This is a genomic window from Zooshikella sp. RANM57 (assembly GCF_050749885.1).
In the GTDB taxonomy this organism is placed as follows: domain Bacteria; phylum Pseudomonadota; class Gammaproteobacteria; order Pseudomonadales; family Zooshikellaceae; genus Zooshikella.
In genome coordinates, this window is record NZ_JBOIUB010000013.1 from 118,454 (window position 1) to 139,061 (window position 20,608).

8 protein-coding genes are annotated in these 20,608 nt (G+C 42.4%); all 8 read left to right on the forward strand.

Translation table 11 applies throughout. The annotated features are described in order from the left end of the window. Positions 1-273: 273 nt before the first annotated feature. Positions 274-2,373 carry a LamG-like jellyroll fold domain-containing protein gene (locus ACQ96U_RS22135; RefSeq protein ID WP_431723453.1) on the forward strand — a complete coding sequence of 700 codons (2,100 nt, stop codon included), beginning with the start codon at positions 274-276 and terminating at the stop codon, positions 2,371-2,373. Between the two features lie 218 nt (positions 2,374-2,591). Continuing rightward, complete coding sequence (locus tag ACQ96U_RS22140) at positions 2,592-4,019, forward strand: phage baseplate protein (protein WP_431723454.1); 1,428 nt, start codon at positions 2,592-2,594, stop codon at positions 4,017-4,019. Positions 4,020-4,217: 198 nt separating this feature from the next. Then, on the forward strand, positions 4,218-5,657 hold the full coding sequence (locus ACQ96U_RS22145; protein WP_431723455.1) for a LamG-like jellyroll fold domain-containing protein: 1,440 nt from the start codon (positions 4,218-4,220) through the stop codon (positions 5,655-5,657). A 212-nt stretch (positions 5,658-5,869) separates the two neighbouring features. Beyond that, the gene (locus ACQ96U_RS22150; RefSeq protein WP_431723456.1) at positions 5,870-7,336 is read left to right on the forward strand and encodes a LamG-like jellyroll fold domain-containing protein; all 1,467 of its coding nucleotides are present in this window, start codon (positions 5,870-5,872) and stop codon (positions 7,334-7,336) included. A gap of 213 nt (positions 7,337-7,549) precedes the next feature. Then, positions 7,550-9,004 (forward strand): LamG-like jellyroll fold domain-containing protein, encoded by a 1,455-nt coding sequence (locus ACQ96U_RS22155; protein WP_431723457.1) that lies wholly within the window; start codon positions 7,550-7,552, stop codon positions 9,002-9,004. A 211-nt stretch (positions 9,005-9,215) separates the two neighbouring features. Beyond that, positions 9,216-10,658 carry a LamG-like jellyroll fold domain-containing protein gene (locus ACQ96U_RS22160; protein WP_431723458.1) on the forward strand — a complete coding sequence of 481 codons (1,443 nt, stop codon included), beginning with the start codon at positions 9,216-9,218 and terminating at the stop codon, positions 10,656-10,658. Between the two features lie 210 nt (positions 10,659-10,868). After that, positions 10,869-12,128, forward strand: a complete 1,260-nt coding sequence (locus ACQ96U_RS22165; protein WP_431723459.1) for a LamG-like jellyroll fold domain-containing protein — start codon at positions 10,869-10,871, stop codon at positions 12,126-12,128. Positions 12,129-12,757: 629 nt separating this feature from the next. After that, the coding region (locus ACQ96U_RS22170) for a hypothetical protein (protein ID WP_431723460.1) at positions 12,758-20,608 on the forward strand (7,851 nt) is incomplete at its 3' end.

Sequence of the window (20,608 nt, forward strand, 5' to 3'; positions counted from 1 at the left end):
GAACAAAAAGTATGAATTTCAGGATATCTATTATAGGGAGCCTCTAAAAAAAAGTGCATTTTTGGTAGTGCCCTATAGATACTCCAACTTTTTAGAGCTTAATGTAATATAATTTGTTTTAAAAATAAGCAGCAGTGTTTTTTTAAGTATACTGGATGAGGGATAATTCAATTAAAATAAAACTATTGTAAATCAATAAGTTACACTACAAATTATACGTCATTAGTATTAGAATATGACCTGCAGCTTTTAAATGTAGGTAAAGTGAAACTGATGATTAATTATACAAAATTATTATATTCTTTATGCCTCTCCACCATTTTTTTCTCCCCTGTGTGTACTTCCGATGATATAACGCCGACATCAACACAATTGGGTTACTGGTCATTTGACGCAGGCTTAAATAATGAAGGTGCCAGAGACTTTTCAGGTAATGAACATCATGGTTACTTTTTAAGTAATGAGTATGAAGTATCGCTAGGAAAGATAATGCTGGCAGGGGGACGTTACTCTCAACATGCAGCAAAGGGAACAGCACTCTTAGTGGATATGGAAGACCCGTTGCTGATTAATCTTTCTGACTTTGATGTAAGTAAGCCGTTTTCATTAGCGTTATGGTTTAAGGCTGATGAAGTAGGAATGCAACAAACGTTGTTTGAGCAAAATCGAAGTCCTGAGTTTGGGGAAGGAAGGTTTGGTATTTACTTAAATGAGCAAAACCAAGTTGCTATTGAGTTTGTTAATGAAAATGGAATTAAGGGTGGCTTGATTTCTAATCAGCTTACTCAGATAAAAGGGAAGTGGCAGCATCTGGTTTTTTCATTTGATGGTAATCAATATGATATGCACCTTGCGCTAAATGGTCAGTACCTTCCTGCTACTAAAACTGCATTACCTTCGTTTTCAAAATTAGATGGCCCAATCATTATTGGAAATGGGGTAAATCAAATACCTTTTTACGGTGCACTGGATGAAATTCAGCTCTATAGCCGTGCAATTAGTTCGCTAGAGGCAAAGTGTTTAACAGAATTGGGCTTTAAGTGTGTTCCCGATTTATACCAGGGGCCAACAGGACCAAAAGGTGAGCAGGGAGCAGTAGGCTTGCAAGGGCCACAGGGTAAGCAGGGCAAACCAGGAGAAAGAGGTGTTGAAGGTCCACAAGGTAAACAAGGTGTTGCTGGACCACAAGGTTCTGTTGGTCCTCAAGGGCCTAAAGGCGAAAAAGGCGAGCAGGGTAACCAAGGCAAGCAAGGTCCAGTAGGGACTGCGGGCAAAGATGGGAAGGATGGGGTAATAAAACCACCCGTAATCAGAACCTGTCGCTTTTCAAACCCCAATGAGTATCTTGGTATTTGTCAGGTAAGTTGTGAATCTAATGAAACTGTCATCGGTGGCGGTTGTAAAGTTGGAAAAGAGCTAGACCCAGGAGAGCGCTATTATTATCTGAAAAAAAACTATCCACATAATAATGGTTGGTATTGTGAGGCAATAGCAAATGGTAACTTCAGAAATCCGACAGGAAGTGGCTATGCTATTTGTATGGAAACGACACAAGATGAAGATTCCATGCAAGACAGTTGGGAACGTTATTATGGGTTAGACCCCGATGCTGATGATGCCCAACAAGATGCAGATAATGATGGTATTACCAATGCTCAGGAATACATCAATGGCACAAATCCTGTCATTGCTGATGCTAGTACTGTTGCCTTAAATAAAAAAATACAGCAGTTAAAGCCAATCCGTCATTATGTAGCGGATGATATTAATGGAGAAAAACTCCGAGACCGCAGTGGCACGGTTGATGGCCAATTTACCTCTCGTTCAGGAAAAATACTGGATAAAGTAAAAGAGAGTGAAGTACCCGGTGTAGCAACAAAGTCATTTGATTTTGATGGTGATGCCTATCTTTCCATGGGTGGGTTAAGTACTGAAGATATGGAAAATGGGTTTACTTGGGTTGGGTGGTTTAGACTTGATAGTTTACAGTATTACCAACGCATGTTTTATGCGGTAAATAGTGTAAATGATGGAATTATTTTAGATTTTTATAAAAAAACAAACATGATTAGAACACCTATAGTGTTGCATCAGACTGACTTAAAAGCTGATCAATACTACTTTATTGGGCTATCTTATTATAATAGTCAATTCACACTATTTTTGAATGGAAATGTATCTAAAGTATTTAAAGGCGTGCCAAGTTTAAATAACAAAAACTTTTTTTACTTAGGATACTCTATTGTACCTTCTGAAGGCGTGCCAGGAAGTGGCGGTATTTCAGATTTACAGTTCCAACGAGTGGCTGTATTTAATAAATGCCTTTCACAGCAAGAAATAGCAGAGTTGTATCAACTTGGTAGTACGCAATAAATTTTAAAAGCTAACCCCCTCCTAACCTCCCCCTTATCTAAGGGGGAGGAATATATCATGCAAACTATTAGTAAGATGACTGGTTATATTTTTTCACTTAATCATCCTTCTTAACGAAGATGATAGAGAAAACTCAGTCTTGATTCCCTCCCCTTAAATAAGGGGAGGGTTAGGGTGGGGTTCACGAATTATCCGGGAAGTAAAATAGGTAACATAAAATGCAATTAAAAAAACCATTAGTACTTATTATTTCAACGCTGATATCAGCATCTTCAATGGCTTCTGATACAGCCTATCCAGCTATCACTAATTCAGAAATAGGGTATTGGTCATTTGATGGTGGGCTTTACCAACAAGGTGGGGTGGATTATTCGTCAGAAGGAAATGATGGTTATTTTCTTGAAGAAGGTGAAGGTTCTATAAGTGGTGGAAAGTACAACGAACAAGGTATTTCAGGTACATCACTTAAACTGGAGCAAATGAATCCATTGGTTGTCAATGTTAAAGCAAATGGGGAAAAATTTGATATCAATGGACCCTTTGCGCTTTCTTTTTGGTTTAAACCAGCAAAGACCAATGTTAAACAAGTACTGGTAGAAAAAAGCGATTCAACTTCAGATGCTATATTTTCAATTTTTGTAGATACAGATAACCGTTTAAAAGTGGTCTTTAGAAATGCTGCTGGTGTAATAGGTGGTGTTGAGTCCCTTGACCCGTTGCCTAATTTAAAAAATAACTGGCAACATGTTGTATTTTCTTTCAGTGGACACCAAAGTGGGTTAAATCTTGCGTTAAATGGTCGCCGCTTAAAAGACGTCAAGTTGGGTCTGCCTGAAGATTTAAGTACAGATAATCCCTGGGTATTTGGCAATAGTGTCGCTGAGCAATTAAATAACCCATTAATGGGAGAATTGGATGAAATTCATTTATATAGTCGAGCAATTAGCTCATTAGAGGCAAATTGCCTAGCGGATTTAGGTTTCCACTGTGTACCGACTTTTTACCAAGGACCTCCAGGATCAAGAGGGCCTCAAGGTGCACCTGGTATTCCAGGAAGACAGGGTAAAAAAGGCGATAAAGGTGATCGAGGCCTGCAAGGTGAAAAAGGTGATAGCGGTCTAATAGGACCAGAAGGCCCACGTGGTCCTCAAGGTGTTAAAGGTGAAAAGGGAGAAAAGGGCGACCAGGGAGTAAAAGGTGATCGAGGACCTCAAGGTCCAAAGGGTGATCCTGCGGATATCTATCCTGTAGGAAGTTTGTATTTCAATGCGACTAATGGTGCAAATCCAAGTCAGTTGCTTGGTATTGGTGAGTGGCAACCCTTTGGACAAGGGCGGGTTATTTTAGGTGCAGGTTCTACAAAAGACACTCGTGGTGAAAATCGAAACTTTACTGCAGGCAGTGTTGGGGGAGAGTTTCAGCATCAATTAACAATACCTGAAATGCCAGCACATACGCATCGTCAAGGTTATCGTGGAAACTGGAAGTTTGGTAATACCTCTGGTTGGATTACTGTTGGAAACTCGGGGCCATGGCCAATTAATGATGGTATTGAAAGTAGACAAATGATGCCAGAAGGTGGCGATAAACCCCATAATAATATTCAGCCTTTTGTAACTGTTTATATTTGGAAGCGTATTAAATAATAGATAGCTATATCCCCCTCCCAACCTCCCCCTTGAAAAGAGGGGAGGAGTTGATTGTGCTTAATTTAGCCCTCAACGTTTTATATCAAAATAGCGTTAATGAATTAGCAGAAGAGGCTTTAATTCCCTCTCCTTAAATAAGGGGAGGGTTAGGGTGGGGTTTAAAAATTATCCAGAAAGTAAAAAAGGTTTTATTTAATGAAAAAGCCACTAGCCGTATTAATTTCAAGCATTATTAGTGCTTCAATATCAACTGCATTGGCAGAAGAGTTAATATTAACTAACTCGGAACTAGGTTTCTGGTCATTTGATGGAGGTCTACATCAACAGGGAGGTGTGGACTACTCAGGTAATAACAATCATGGTTATTTCTTAGATGAGGGGGAAGGATCTTTTAATGGTGGTCAATACTCTGAACAAGGTGCTTATCGTGCGGCTTTAAAAATTGAAGCAGATAATCCTTTTATAGCCAACATTACTAAATTAAATATCAATGAGCCTTTTTCAATTTCTCTATGGTTTAAGGCTGAGAAAGTTGGTGATCGCCAAGTATTAGTTGAAAAAGGCAGCCAAACAACAAATGCACGCTTTAGCATTTTTCTTGACGAAGAAAATAGACCGAAAGTGTTGTTTCAAAATGCTGTCGGTGAGCTAGGTGGTTTGGAAGCTGATACAGCTTTAACGGATGCTAACCAAAAATGGCAACATTTAGTTTTTTCATACAACGGTAAACCTAGCGGCATTCATCTTGCTGTAAATGGTAAACGTATTGATGCTTATAATCTGGGTATTCCTGCCAGTGTTGAAGCTGATGGCCCCTTGGTATTTGGTAACTCTGTTATCGATCAACGGAATTATCCTTTGCAGGGATTTATGGATGAAATCCATGTTTATAATCGTGCAATTAGTTCAATAGAAGCAAACTGTCTTACTGAGTTAGGCTTTAATTGTGTTCCAGCTTTTTATATGGGACCAAAAGGTGATCGAGGAAGACAAGGACCTCCTGGAATTCCTGGTAAAGAAGGTAACAAAGGCGAAAAAGGTGACCGAGGTCCTCAAGGAGAAAAAGGTATAAATGGAGATAGAGGGCCAGTAGGTCCACGTGGACCACAAGGTTTAAAAGGTGAAAAAGGCGATAAGGGTGATCAAGGACCGAAAGGTGATACCGGTCCACAAGGGGAAGTTGGCCCTCAAGGAGCAAAAGGTGAACAAGGTCCTCAAGGTAAGCCTGGTTCGTCAGTGGATAGAAAACACTATTATACGACAAAAGCAGAGCGTGGCACGTCAATTGTTATTCCTGAACAAGATATCATTGATTTATGTAGTGATGAAGATGGATGTCAGATACGGTTAGGACTTGATGATTGGAGTACAGGTCTTCCAGGTAATGTTGAGTTTGGGAGCTTTATGTTTTTCTATAATAAAGATACTAAAGCCTGGTATGGCAACAAAGGTAGTGAAGCATACGGGATTAATGGTGACAATGTCTTTCAGAGAAATATTGCTCACGCTTATGCATGTTATTTTTCGGATGGAGATTATAAAGACTGGCAACTTGCTGGAGATAAAGACTTAAATTTCTCACTAGTGAGTTGGAAGGAGTATGAAGCTAACTGTCGTTTAACAATCATAGATTAGCGTTTTTAACCCCCACCCAACCTCCCCCTTGAAAAGTGGGGAGGAGTGAATTGTGCTTAATTTGGAATGAATTGATTAATTATTAATTCCGCTAAGTTGCCCCTTTTAAATAAATGGTGGGAGTAAGCGCTGTCTTCTTTCCCTCCCTTTAAATAAGGGGAGGGTTAGGGTGGGGTTAAAAAACTTTCCAGAAAGTAAAAAGGTTATATTTAATGAAAAAACCATTAGCCGTAGTTATTTCAAGTATTATTAGTGTTTCAGTGTCCACATCATTAATAGCCGGACCAGTATTGACCAACTCTGAATTAGGTTTTTGGTCTTTTGATGCGGGTTTTGATCGAGAAGGCACTAGAGATTTTTCAGGACAAAATAATCATGGTTATTTTTATAGTTTTGCTGAAGAGGTGCTGGCTGGCGCTACGGTATTAAAAGGTGGTCAATATACTAAAGATGGTGCCAAAGGAAATGCGTTGATTGTTGATGAAACAGATCCTCTTGTTATCGACATCAAGCAATTTGATACCAGAAAACCTTTCTCTATCGCACTGTGGTTTAAAGTAGATCAGCTCAATACTGCTCAAACATTATTTGAGCAAAAAAATACGCAGGGTGATGCACGTTATGGACTTTATCTAAATAGCCAAAATCAGGTTGTAGTTGAATTTGTAGATAACAGTGGCAGTAAAGGTGGTTTAGTCTCTGTTCCGTTGAATGATATCCAAGGTAAATGGCAACATGTGGTGTTTTCATTTGATGGTAGCCAATATGATATGAATATGGCGTTAAATGGAAAATATCTAAAAAGTACCAATAAAGGTTTGCCAACGTTATCTAAGTTAGATGGCTTAATTATTTTAGGCAATGGCTTTGAACAAACGCCTTTACTTGGTGAGCTTGATGAAGTGCATCTTTATAATCGTGCAATCAGTTCAACAGAAGCAAAATGCTTAGCGGAATTAGGCTTTAAATGTGTACCTGCATTTTATCAAGGACCTCGTGGAGAAGTGGGAGAGCAGGGTGCTACAGGGTTAAGTGGTCCTCAAGGGAATAAAGGTGAAAAAGGCGATCGAGGTCCTCAAGGAGAAAAGGGTGAAAAGGGCGATAAAGGACTAGCAGGTCCACGTGGACCACAAGGTTTAAAAGGTGAAAAAGGCGATAAGGGTGACCAAGGGCCGAAAGGAGATGCTGGTCCACAAGGGAACGTTGGACCTCAGGGAGCAAAAGGTGAGATAGGTCCTCAAGGTAAGTCGGGTTCATCAGTGGATAGAAAGCATTATTTTGTATCAAGGGAACAAAGAGGTACATCTTTAACTATTCCTGAGGCGGACATTATCGAGTTATGTGGTGATGAGGATGGATGTCAGTTAAGGCTAGGAATGGAGGGATGGAATGGCCCTGAAGATGAGTATAGTAATCGAGTAACGTGGAGATCCACATTTTTCTCTTATAATACTCAAAATAAACAATGGGATTCATTGGAAGGGACCGTGCGAGGGAAAAATAATGATGGAGTAATGCAGCATATATTTATAGCTTGGTCCTGTTATTTTACAGATGGATACCACGAAAATTATACTAATAAAGGTGATACAACCTTAAGTTTTGATTTAATCTCTTGGTCTCAGGATAATAGTGGACAAGGCTACAACGCTAACTGCCGTTTAACGATTATTGATTAGTGTATTTAACCCCCTCCCAACCTCTCCCTTGAAAAGTGGGGAGGAGTTGATGGTGCATAATTTTAAGCGTTTTGATTAATTATTAATTCCGCTAAGATGCCCATTTTAAATAAGCAGTTGGGGAAAACTCGTCTTCTTTCCCTCCCTTTAATTAAGGGGAGGGTTAGGGTGGGGTTACAAAATTATCCGGGAAGTGAAATAAGGTCGTAAATAATGAAAAAAACTTTAACAATAGCAATTTCTGCTGCATTGTTTTCACAAGTATCTGTAAATGCTTATGCTGAACCGACTTCGGCAGAAATAGGTTTTTGGTCTTTTGATGCAGGGTTACACCAGCAAGGTGGTGTGGATTATTCAGGACAAGGTAATCATGGCTATTTTTTAGAAAATGGTGCAGGTGATTTAAGTGGCGGAGTTTATAGCAATGAGGGGGTTGAGGGGGCTTCACTTAAAGTAGAAGAAAATAATCCCTTTGTTGCGCAGGTTAATTACAATGGTGAAGCGTTTGATATTAACCAACCGTTTTCAGTTGCCTTATGGTTTAAAGCTAAAAAAATTAACGAAAAACAGGTTCTGCTGGAAAAGGCAGACTCAACAGGCGAAGCATTATTCGTTGTATTTTTAGACAGTGATAACCGGCTGAAGGTCATATTTAAAAATGCTGCAGGCGTTATTGGTGGTATTGAATCCCTTGATCCTTTACCACGTTATCAGAATGAATGGCAGCATTTAGTATTAGCCTATAACGGTAAACCTAATGGTTTGCATTTGGCACTGAATGGCAAGCGTTTAAAAGGCGTCAAATTAGGTATGCCCGATAATTTGGCAACAGATGGACCTTTGGTATTTGGTAATTCTGTTGCTGAGCAACTTACCTATCCGCTGCAAGGCGAACTTGATGAAATACATGTGTATAACCGTGCGATAAGTTCTGTAGAAGCAAGCTGTTTAGCTGATGTAGGTTTTAATTGTGTTCCTGAGTTTTATCAAGGTCCACAAGGACCCAGAGGTAATCAAGGTGCACCAGGAATTCCAGGTACAAAAGGTAATGCAGGTGAAAAAGGAGACCGAGGTCCTCAAGGAGAAAAGGGTGAAAAGGGCGATAAAGGACCAACAGGTCCACGTGGACCACAAGGTTTAAAAGGTGAAAAAGGCGATAAGGGTGATCAAGGACCAAAAGGTGATACGGGTCCACAAGGGAAAATTGGACCTAAGGGAGCAAAAGGAGAAGCAGGCCCTCAAGGTAAACCGGGTTCATCAGTGGATAGAAAGCACTATTTTGTACCAAGGGAGCAAAGAGGTACGTCTTTAACTATTCCTGAAGCAGATATTATCGAGTTATGTGGTGATGAGGATGGATGTCAGTTGCGGTTGGGGATGGAGGGATTTCTTGGCTCAACTGGTGAACATAGTAAGCGTGTAGCTTCTCGGTCTTCTTTGTTTTATTACGATGCAGAAACGAAGCAATGGCGGGCTTCAATCAATGATGATAATGGTAATAATAGTAACAATGTTACTCAGCATATAATGAAAATTTGGTCGTGTGCTTTTACTGATGGAAAGTATCAAAACTGGAAGGATTTATCTGATACTGATACTAGCTTTGGTTTGCTTTCATGGAATAATCATGGCTATAACGCCAACTGCCGTTTAACAATTATTGATTAGTGTAATTAACCCCCTCCCAACCTCCCCCTTGAAAAGTGGGGAGGAGTGCATTGTGCTTAATTTGAAATGAATTGATTAATTATTAATTCCGCTAGGTTGCCCTTTCAAACTAAGTGGGTGGAGTAAACTCTGTCTTGCCCTCTCTTTAAATAAGGGAAGGGCTAGGGTGGAGTTAAAAAAACTTTCCGGAAAGTAAAAAAGGTTGTATTTAATGAAGAAACCATTAGCCGTAGTTATTTCAAGTATTATTAGTGTTTCAGTGTCCACATCATTAATAGCCGAACCAGTATTGACCAACTCTGAATTAGGTTTTTGGTCTTTTGATGCAGGTTTTGATCGAGAAGGCACTAGAGATTTTTCAGGGCAAAATAACCATGGTTATTTTTATAGTTTTGCTGAAGAGGTGCTGGCTGGTGCTACGGTATTAAAAGGTGGTCAATATACTAAAGATGGTGCCAAAGGAAATGCATTAATTGTTGATGAAACTGACCCACTTGTTATTGATATTAAGCAATTTGATATCAGTAAACCATTTTCTGTAGCACTGTGGTTTAAGGTAGATCAGCTCAATACTGCTCAAACATTATTTGAGCAAAAAAATACGCAGGGTGATGCACGTTATGGACTTTATCTAAATAGCCAAAATCAGCTAGTAGTTGAGTTTGTCGATAATAGTGGCAGTAAAGGTGGTTTAGTCTCTGTTCCGTTGAATGATATCCAAGGTAAATGGCAACATGTGGTGTTTTCATTTGATGGTAGCCAATATGATATGAATATGGCGTTAAATGGAAAATATCTAAAAAGTACCAATAAAGGTTTGCCAACGTTATCTAAGTTAGATGGCTTAATTATTTTAGGCAATGGCTTTGAACAAACGCCTTTACTTGGTGAGCTTGATGAAGTGCATCTTTATAATCGTGCAATCAGTTCAACAGAAGCAAAATGCTTAGCGGAATTAGGCTTTAAATGTGTACCTGCATTTTATCAAGGACCTCGTGGAGAAGTGGGAGAACAGGGTGCTACAGGGTTAAGTGGTCCTCAAGGGAATAAAGGTGAACGAGGACCTCAAGGAGAAAAGGGTGAAAAGGGCGATCAAGGACCAACAGGTTCACGTGGACCACAAGGTTTAAAAGGTGAAAAAGGCGATAAGGGTGACCAAGGGCCGAAAGGAGATACGGGTCCACAAGGGAAAATTGGACCTCAGGGAGCAAAAGGTGAGGTAGGCCCTCAAGGTAAACCGGGTTCGTCAGTGGATAGAAAGCACTATTTTGTACCAAGGGAACAAAGAGGTACATCTTTAGTTATACCTGAGGCTGACATTATCGAGTTATGTGGTGATGAGGATGGATGTCAGTTGCGGCTTGGAGTTGATGTGGAAGAAAAAAGTAACTCCACTATAAATCAATTTGAACATTCAATGTTTTTTTATAACAAAAATACAAAAAAATGGTATGGGCACTCTGGTAGTGGAAGGTTTGGAACAAATGGTGACGGAATATCTGGAAAAAATATTTTTATAAATGAACCCTGCTGGTTTAATGATAGCAGATATAAAAACTGGAAGGATCAAAATGATGATGATCTTAACTTTTCGCTAGTATCATGGAGTACTTATGGCTTTAAAGCCAACTGCCGTTTAACAATTATTGATTAGTATATTTAACCCCCTCCCAACCTCTCCCTTGAAAAGTGGGGAGGAGTTGATGGTGCATAATTTTAAGCGTTTTGATTAATTATTAATTCTTCTAAGTTACCACTTTATAAATAAGGGGTAGAGAATGCTTTGTCTTGTTTCTCTCCCCTTAAATAAGTAGGGCAGGGTGGGGTTAAAAAATATCCGGGAAGTGAAATAAGGTCGTAAATAATGAAAAAAACTTTGGCAATAGCAATTTCTGCTGCGTTGTTTTCACAAGTATCTGTAAATGCTCATGCTGAGCCAGCTTCGGCAGAAATAGGTTTTTGGTCTTTTGATGCAGGGTTACACCAGCAAGGTGGTGTGGATTATTCTGGACAAGGTAATCATGGCTATTTTTTAGAAAACGGTGCGGGTGATTTAAGTGGCGGAGTTTATAGCAACGAGGGGGTTGAGGGTTCTTCACTTAAAGTAGAAGAAAATAATCCATTTGTTGCGCAGGTTAATTACAACGGTGAAGCCTTTGATATTAACCAACCGTTTTCAGTTGCCTTATGGTTTAAAACTAAACAAGTTAGTGAAAAGCAGGTGCTGATAGAAAAGGCCGACTCAACAGGTGAAGCGTTATTCGTTGTATTTTTAGACAGTGATAACCGACTGAAGGTGATGTTTAAAAATGCATCTGGTGTTATTGGCGGTATTGAATCTCTTGATCCTTTACCACGTTATCAAAATAAATGGCAGCATTTAGTGTTAGCTTATAATGGTAAGCCCAATGGCTTACATTTGGCACTGAATGGCAAGCGTTTAAAAGGCGTCAAATTAGGTATGCCTGATAATTTGGCAACAGATGGTCCTTTGGTTTTTGGTAATTCTGTTGCTGAGCAACTTGCCTATCCGCTGCAAGGCGAGCTTGATGAAATCCATGTGTATAACCGCGCGATAAGTTCTGTGGAAGCAAGCTGTTTAGCGGATGTCGGTTTTAACTGTGTTCCCGAGTTCTATCAAGGTCCACAAGGACCCAGAGGTAATCAAGGTGCACCCGGTATTCCTGGTAATAAAGGCAACAAAGGAGAAAAAGGTGACCGAGGCCCACAGGGTGAGCAAGGACAGAAAGGTGATACAGGTCCCCAAGGTCCAGTTGGCCCTCAAGGACCTAAGGGGGCTAAAGGCGATGAAGGAAAACAAGGCCCTATTGGAGCAAGAGGTACACAAGGTCCTAAAGGTGATAAGGGAGATCAAGGTCCTGCTGGGCCTCAGGGGCCAGAAGGCCCTGTAGCTACTCATTATTCACAATTACCAGCTGGTAGTATGGCAGGGTATTGCTCACAGCCTACTATGGGGGATAGCAGTCTTGCTCAGGCAATCAAGCCGGCATATTTAAAAAATAATAGCTGTGTGTGTGAAGAAGGATGGACTTCAGTTGTTACTGGTGGACAGTACAGTAAACGACCATGGGACTCTGCAAACCGAAGTTGTATTAAAAACTAATATTGCTTCTCTCGAACGGCAAAATAGCCAGGATATTTGCCTCATGTAGATGAGGTAAAAGGCTATTTGATCCGTAGCAAACTGTTTGCCGCAAGGATGCGGCAATCAAGTCTCCAGGGAAGGATTCACGACGTGTTTGCGGATGGGTCAAGTAGCCTTGTTATATTCGATTAGCCATTTTCCAGTTCATCCAAAACTACTCTTTCGTACCACTATACTCTTAACTTTTCACTCTTCGCTGTGGATATATAACGCAGTGGTTGTATGAATAGTACACAAAAAACTCATTTTTTGCTGCTTATTTGACCATTTTAAAAAAAATCTAAATTTTTTTCATTTTTTATTTAACATTTTTGGCCAATCACTGGATATATATAAATATACCCCTTGTGATGGGTAATGCCATGATGAATGTTGTTGATACATCGTCATGGTCTGATTTTTTTATTGAATGATTTTAACATAGATGTCAGCGGTTCAGTTGATAGCATTTATTACTAAAGATGTACGATTCTATTCGTAGATCAAGACGAGCTAATCAACCTATTTTGAAGTAAATATACGCATAACAACGCGTATGGCTATCAACGAACCCTTACTAGGCAGTTATAAAATAAGGTAAATACATCATGGTAGCAGTTGTTGCAGGTCAAGGGTTAGGCTTATACAACAATTCACTTACAGGTTTAAATGGTCAGAGCAGTGCATTAGGGCAGGGGAATAACCGCGTATTTATTAACCATAATACCGGTAATTTAATTATCCAACATTACACGGATGATCTGGCAAGTAAGGGGCTGAATACCTCATTATTACAGACCTATAATAGCCAGGGACAAAGTAATGACCCACGTAATCAGCCTTGGCTGTTAGGGTTAAATCGCTATATTAGTGAGCTACCTGAAGTACCCAATGAAGCAGGATCATTGCTTGTTAAGCGCAATGGTGATGGTAGTGAAAGTATTTACCGCTATAGCGAACAACATAAGGTGTATATCACGGCCGATGGCGATGGTGCTCATGATTTGTTTCGTTATGATGCCACCACTAAAAGCTGGACTTGGGAGGAAGGCAGTAGTCGGGTAAAAGAGTTTTATAATGCAACAGGTCAGTTGACAGCCCTTGAAGACAAAGCGGGTAATCGCACTCAGTTAACCTATCAAAATAATCTACTGGTTAAACTTGAAGATGCATCTGGACAAATTACCCAGTTAAGTTATGAAGGGCAAAAGCTAACTGCCATTCAAATTGAATATACAGGCGATAATGATCAGCAAATTAAGCGTTCGTTAGCACGATATAGCTATGATGCCTCAGGTCGTTTGGCAACCGTCATTACCGATTTAACACCTGATGATAATAGCGTCGAAGATGGTGTTATTTACCAAACTACCTATAGCTATGAGGGTGATAGTCAGCGTATTAAGCAGATAACCAATAGTGATGGTACACAGCTGACATTTGCATATCAGCAGGTGGGTGATAAGTATGTCATTAGCCAATACCGTGATGCGACGGGTATAGGCGCAGACTATCACTATGATCCAGAAAATCACACTACTCAGGTTACGGATGCACTAGGACAGCAAACGGATTATCAGTTTGATGATTTGGGGCGTATTGTTAAGGTATTAACACCTGCCATTGAGGGACAGCGCACTACCCTGCAATACAGTTACGATGCTCAAGATAATATTGTTGAAGTTATTGATGGGTTGGGCAATAAGGTTACTCGTGAATTTGATGCCATGGGTAATCTGGTTTATGAGTTTGATGCCAATCACCATATAAAACACTTTCAGTATAACGATCAGCAACAGCTTGTTGCAGAAGCTAGCTGGCAGTTGGAGCGTGCCCCTTTAAATGATAACGAGCGTAAGGCTATTCCAGAAAATGTGGTAGCAAAACGCTATGTTTATGATGAGCAGGGGTTTAAGCGCTTTGTTATTTCTCCAGAAGGTAATATCTCTGGATTTAATTATGATACCTATGGCCAGCTAGTAGAAACCTATCAGGTTAACGGGGTTCGCTATCCCAAAAATAAGCTTGTTTTAAATCAGGGTGAAAATGCTGCTCAGCCGACATTAGCAGAATTAAATACATTGGTAAGTAGTGAGCAAGCACAGCAAGTGATGCGTACTACTTCCTTATACGACAGCCGTGGTTTGATTGGTAAAGTTATTCAACACGATGGTCAAGGCAATACTCAAGAAACTGCTTTTCAATACGATGCTTTTGGTAGACTACTTCGAAAAATAGATACTGCAGGTGTTGCAGAAACGATTAGTTATGATGGTTTGGGTAGGATTCTTAGTAAAACCAATAAAGCCGGCCAAACCACCGTTTTTCGTTATGATGATCAGCAACATACTGTCGCAACCACCTTCAGTAATGGCTTGGTCAAAACAGAATTATTTGATGCCGCAGGTCGTTTATTAAGCCGTACTGAACAAGCTTCTGATACGACTGCGACTAACCGTGTTCGCTTTTTTTATGATAAAGCGGGCCGGCAAGTAGCGAGTGAAGATAAAACAGGTGGTCGCAGTTATACCTTATTTGATGCTCGAAACCGCAAAGTGGCCAGCGTTGATAGTGTCGGGGCGCTAACGGAATTTCGTTATGATGCCAATGAACAACTGATTGAAAGTATTCAGTATGAGACACTCGTTGACACGCGTCGTTTACTCTCTTTTGGTCAGCTAAAAGAAAGCTTATTTAACCTTGATAAGCTGCGTCCTAAAGCCAATCCAACAGCTGATCGTCATCAGTATTGGGTGTATAACAGCCAAGGGCAAAAGCGCTTTCAGGTGGATGGCGCAGGTGCTGTCACTGAATGGGCTTACAATGCTTATGGTAAGGTAGTCAGTGAGAAACATTATGAAACATCGCTAAGTTCAGAGGTTCTGGCTGAGCCACTGACTGAAGCAAATATCCTTGCCAAACTGGGGGATTACACCCCAATTGCTGTGGATAACAGCACTACCACTCGTTGGCCAGCCAGTGAGCATAGTGATGCTCAATATCATTTAGGTGCACTCACCCAAACCACAAAAACAGTGACTTCCGGTGCGAATATTGAAGCAAGCAGTCAGGCCTCTACGCGCAACGCTAAGCCTTGGCCTGATTATGTCACTGAAATTAAGCAGCAAAATCATCCGGATATTAACGGCACAATTCTGTTGAATTACTTAACGCCAGAAGAGCAGGCACAGGTTAAGTATATTCGGGCAGATCTTTATAATCTGCAAACACGACACTCAACGTTAAGCAGAACATTTCCAGACAAGTTTGACGATTATCAGGGGCAACTAGTGTTGCCTGCTATTTCGGGTAATGGCCGCTTTCGTGCCACAGTGATTGTTGAGCTTAATGATGGTACAAGCATTGTTAAGCCTACTTTCGTTCTGGAGAAAGGTCGTCAGCAGGTCTTATCGCAAACGCTACGTTGGCCGGTTGATGATATGGCTGAACTCAGTGGTGCCGAGCATACGCTGAAATACCGCATTGTGGACAGAGTGGGACCTGATCTTGAGTCAGGTACGCCATTTACCGAAAAAAGTATTGCTATTGTCGATGGGTTTTATCAGGTTGAACTGACCGATTTAATCCCCAATACCTCTTATGAAATCGTTATTGATCAGCAAGCGGGTGGTCAGCGTACAGGTGATGTTAGTCGTTATCACAAAACAGCGCGTTTTCAATGGGTACCACAGACCAGCCATCAACCGCTGAATGTGTCCTGGCAACAAGACACTATTGTCAATAAACCGACCGCTGGGGCTTCGCTTACAGGCGTAATTTCTGAAGAAGATGCGCGGAATATCGATTACATCCAGGTCTATGTGGATGATACACAAACCAATAAGCAAGTCTCTGAGGCAATAACTTATCCAAGAGGTTATCGTTTCTATCAGGGTGATATCAACCTCTCATTGGATCGTCCTTTAGACAGTGGTAGTTACCGTATTTCGGTTCATAAGCACTATTTGGATGGCACCAAAAAATCTGAATCATTCATGTATACCGTGGGTGATCAGCAAGACATCGTCGTTAACAGTAAGTTAACGATTCCGCTGGATAAACTACCGCTTGATGTGACTCAGCCAGGTACCACCATCGCCTATCGGCTGGCTCAACAAGATAATGCTGAGTATCAGTTTATTGACCTGGCCTCACAGCGCTCTGCAGATGGTAAATCAATAGAGCTAACACTCAGTGACCTGGTCGCATCGCGTAATGATCTCTATATCAAGATCGTTAAAGATGGCTACCCCCCTATCGAGCTAGAAGGTCACGCATTAGTCGTGGTTGATGGCTACTCCTATCAGACACCTTTACTGAAGTTTGCTGACCCTAATGGTGACCATATCAAAGGTCGTTTTAGCCATCAGCTTTACAACGACAACCAGCAACTTGTAGGTAGTCTCGATGCAGCAGGTTATTTGACAGAATATGTGTATAACCCTGCAGGGCAAAAAATCCGTGAAATTCACTATGCCAAAAAGGCGGTGGACTATGTGGGTCAGCAGTTTGATCGTGAATTAGCGGATATTCGTCCAACGGCTGATGTTGCGGACCAACAAACTCACTTTATTTATGATGGCTTTGGTCAACTGACAGCGACAGTTGATGCTGAAGGTTACCTCTCTGAAAATGTCTATGACCAGCTTGGTCAGCTTACTCAAACCATTCGTTATCATCAGTCCGTTAACTATGCGGGGCAAAGCTTAACTGAACTACGGGCGCTGGCGACGCATGCCAGTCAGCCGAACAGTGTTGAATCTATCACCTATGATGCTGCGGGTCGCAAACAAACCAGCACAGATCGTTTTGGTGTAGTCACACGCTATACCTACAATGCGGACGGTCAGCTAAGTCAAACAGTAACAGGTGCAAATAAACAACTTAGCAAGGCGCACACCACTCAGCGTCGTTTTGATCAAAAGGGTCGAGTGACTGCTGAGCTGACTGCGGAAGGTGCTGTGCGCCTGACAGAGGCAAAAACAGATGCGGCGCGTGAAGCTGTTTGGCACGATTATGCCTCAACGTTTGTCTATAACGAAGCAGGGCTGAAAATACGCCAGCAAGCACCCAAAACGGCAGAAGGTGGTCAGCCCGTTACCTTCTTTTATTATGATCATCAGCAGCGCCTACGTTATACGATCCAACAAGTAGATACCCAGGGTAAAGCCTCTGTTACGGAGTATCGGTATAACACCTTTGGTGAACAAACCACACGTGTTGATTACTTTACGTTAATTGATTCAAAAGAGCTGACAGGGGGCTGGGATAACAGTCGCCAATTAAAAGTCATCACGACTAACAAGCAAGATCGTATTACCCAACAAAGCTTTGATCAGGCGGGGCGAAAACTACACACTATTGCTGCAGATGGTGCTGAAACCCGGGTAGCCTATAACAGCTTTGGTGAAGTGACCCGACTGGCAAAAAGCATTCGGGCTGCTAATGGACAGTATGCAGTGACTGAAACCGCTTATGACCAGCGAGGACTGGTCAGCCGTATCAGTCAGCTTTCTGGTAGTGATGAAACTTTAACCACTCTCGCTGTAGGCACGAAAACACTCGAGACCCACCACGAATATGATGCCTTTGGCCGACTCACTGTAAAAACATTTGCTGATAACCATCGCCAACAAACAGCCTATGACCGGCTGAACCGGGTGGTGGCTGAGATCAACCACAGTGGTGAAACCACGGCTTATCGTTATGATGCGCTAGGTCGTAAAGTCAGTGTGACTGATCCGCTCGGACAAGTGACTCAGTATCAATTTGACGATCAGACTCGCACCATAACTCTGGTTTCCCCTGCAGGGCATGCGGTCAAAACCCAGCAAAACCAGCATGGCGAAACGTTGGAAATTACCGATGCCAAAGGTAATCGCCAACGGTTTACCTATGATGAGGCTGGGCGCTTGGTAAATACTCAGCGTCTGGATGCTCAGGGTAATCTGTTACAGCAGGAGAGCAAAGCTTATAACCAGCGGGGGTGGTTGGTTGAGTCCACGGACACCCAAGGCATTAAACGTCAGTTCAGCTATGATGCGGTGGGTCGTAAGTTAGCGGAAACCGTGGACCCAGAGGGTGCGAAGCTCACGACCAGTTATCGGTTGGATGCTTTTGGTCAGGTAACGTATCAACGAGGACCTGACCGGGTTGCCACCACCATGAAATATGATGCCGCAGGGCGCGTGCTGGAAGTGGTGCGTGACAGTGGCTTTGCCGGTGCTGGACTGATTACCCGCTACACCTACGATGAGTTAGGCAATCAGGTTTCGGTTGAACAAGGTAGTCAACGAGAAGGAATGTTGGCGCAGACCCGCTATCACTATGACAATCTTGGTCGTAAAGTCGCTGAAACTGTTGATCCTGATGGTTTAGCGCTGACTACCCGTTATCAATATGATGCCCGTGGTAATGTATTGGTTAAAACCGATGCGAATGGTAGCCAGACCTTCTTTGGTTATGACGTCAACAATCGTTTGCGTTATACCGTGGATGGACAAGGTGGCGTTACTGCGTATAAATATGATGCGGCAGGCCAGAAAATCTTTACCCGACACTATGCTAAAGCCATTAATGTCGAAGGCTTTGCAGAGCAGCTACTGGCCAGTACTGAGAGCCGTGGTGAAGTAGAAGCTCGCCTGGCTGCACGCAGCTTGCCTCAGCTGACGGAGCATGATCGCCTCAGCTTTAGCTTTTTCAATGCCGATGGCCAGGTGACCCACAAAGTTAATGGTTTGGGGCAAGTTACTGCATTTCATTATGATGCTAATGGCAATGTGATTCAGGAAAGCCGTTTCAGCAAACCACTGGTTGATGAACAGGTTTATTCACTGCTGGAAAATCATGATCTATCGATTGTCACCACAGGGCTTAAGGATAACCCTGCAGTCACTACCTACCAGTTTTACAATGCGCTAAACCAGCCAGAAGTTGTCATTGATGCAGCCGGTTATGTTGCGGTTAATCAGTATGATGACGTTGGCCGACTGACTTCTACCTTGAAGTATTCTCTGCACTATGATGATCACCTGAATATCGACCCTCAACAAGCACGTGAACTGTCATCAAGTGATGTCCTGCAGTTGATTGAAAAAGCAAAAGCAGATACTGATAAAGACAATGCCATAGCGGGTCAGCGCACTCAGGTTATTTATGATGAGCTGGGTCGTAAACAGTATCAAATTGATGCGGCAGGCTATATCAGTGCCTTTAAATATGATGTGAATGATCGACTGATTGAGAGCTTACAGTATAAAACGCCCATTAATATCAGCCTGGATTCAACAACACCTTCCGCGCAGCAAATTACTGATTATATTGCTGAGCATAATGAAACGGCAGTTTTCCAACAGCATGTTTATGACAAGGTTGGGCGTGAAGTTTATACCATTGATGGGCAAGGTTACGTTACTGAGAAAGTCTATGATGCATTGGGCCAGGTGACAGGCACCAAACGTTACACCATGCCTGTTGAATACAGTGCAACACCAAGTTATTCCAGTGTAAGACGTGCAGTGCGGAGGCTAGATGCGGTAACTACGCATACGGGCTACGATAGCGCAGGCCGCACCCAGCTGGAAATCGATGCCCTCGGCCATGTCACCGCCCATGAGTACGATGCTTTAGGTCAGTTGCGCCGTACCGTGCGTTACGCTCAGGCGTTGGATGAAGGGCTGCGTGGTGGTTCGACCGCTGAGATCTCCGCGCGTTTGTCGGGGCTGCAGCATGCCCAGGACCAAGCGACGGTGTATCGCTATGATGCCGCCGGTCATAAAACCGCGTTGATTACGGGTGCGGCCAGTGAGGTCACATTAGGGCTGACCGAAGATCAGTTGCAGGCGGGGTTAGCCTCGGGTCAGCTGCGGGCCGAGTTTTATGAGTATGATGCCCTGGGCCAACGAACGGTGTTGCGCCAAGCTACAGTGGACGGTGATTTCCGCACGCTGTTCTATTACGACAGCAAAGGTCAATTGACCCGTGAGTTGAAGCAGGTGGATGCTGAGCACGGTTACCTGACCGTGTTCGACTACGATGCCTTCGGCAATAAAATCTTCGAGAACCGCTACAGTGGTTTGCTCCCCATGGCCCTGGGTGCCAATCAGTCGCGTTCCTTGGTCTATGCCGACCGCATTGTTCGTTTCCGTTACGATGCCTTGAATCGTCTGGTGGCGGAAACCGTGCCCAGTGCTGACGGTAATGGCCATGAGACCCGTTATCAGTACGATGCTTTTGGCAACCTCACCTTAAAAACCGAAGCAGCGGGCATGCAGGCGGAGCGCCGCACCGCCTATCGCTATGATGAGCGTAACCAAAAAGTCGCGGAAATCACCGCGCTGGGTACTGAGGCGGCCGCAGAGACCCAATACCGGTATGATGCATTGGGCCGGGTCAGTGCCATTGTCGATGCTCGGGGTGTGGCCCTTATTCAAGAAGACAGTGACTGGGCACTGGCCGAG

What these genes read in the sequence shown, in the direction of transcription:
- ACQ96U_RS22145 (WP_431723455.1), top strand. Translation starts at nt 4,218, where the DNA reads ATGAAAAAGCCACTAGCCGTATTAATTTCAAGCATTATTAGTGCTTCA.
- ACQ96U_RS22160 (WP_431723458.1), top strand. Translation starts at nt 9,216, where the DNA reads ATGAAGAAACCATTAGCCGTAGTTATTTCAAGTATTATTAGTGTTTCA.
- ACQ96U_RS22150 (WP_431723456.1), top strand. Translation starts at nt 5,870, where the DNA reads ATGAAAAAACCATTAGCCGTAGTTATTTCAAGTATTATTAGTGTTTCA.
- ACQ96U_RS22155 (WP_431723457.1), top strand. Translation starts at nt 7,550, where the DNA reads ATGAAAAAAACTTTAACAATAGCAATTTCTGCTGCATTGTTTTCACAA.
- ACQ96U_RS22135 (WP_431723453.1), top strand. Translation starts at nt 274, where the DNA reads ATGATTAATTATACAAAATTATTATATTCTTTATGCCTCTCCACCATT.
- ACQ96U_RS22165 (WP_431723459.1), top strand. Translation starts at nt 10,869, where the DNA reads ATGAAAAAAACTTTGGCAATAGCAATTTCTGCTGCGTTGTTTTCACAA.
- ACQ96U_RS22140 (WP_431723454.1), top strand. Translation starts at nt 2,592, where the DNA reads ATGCAATTAAAAAAACCATTAGTACTTATTATTTCAACGCTGATATCA.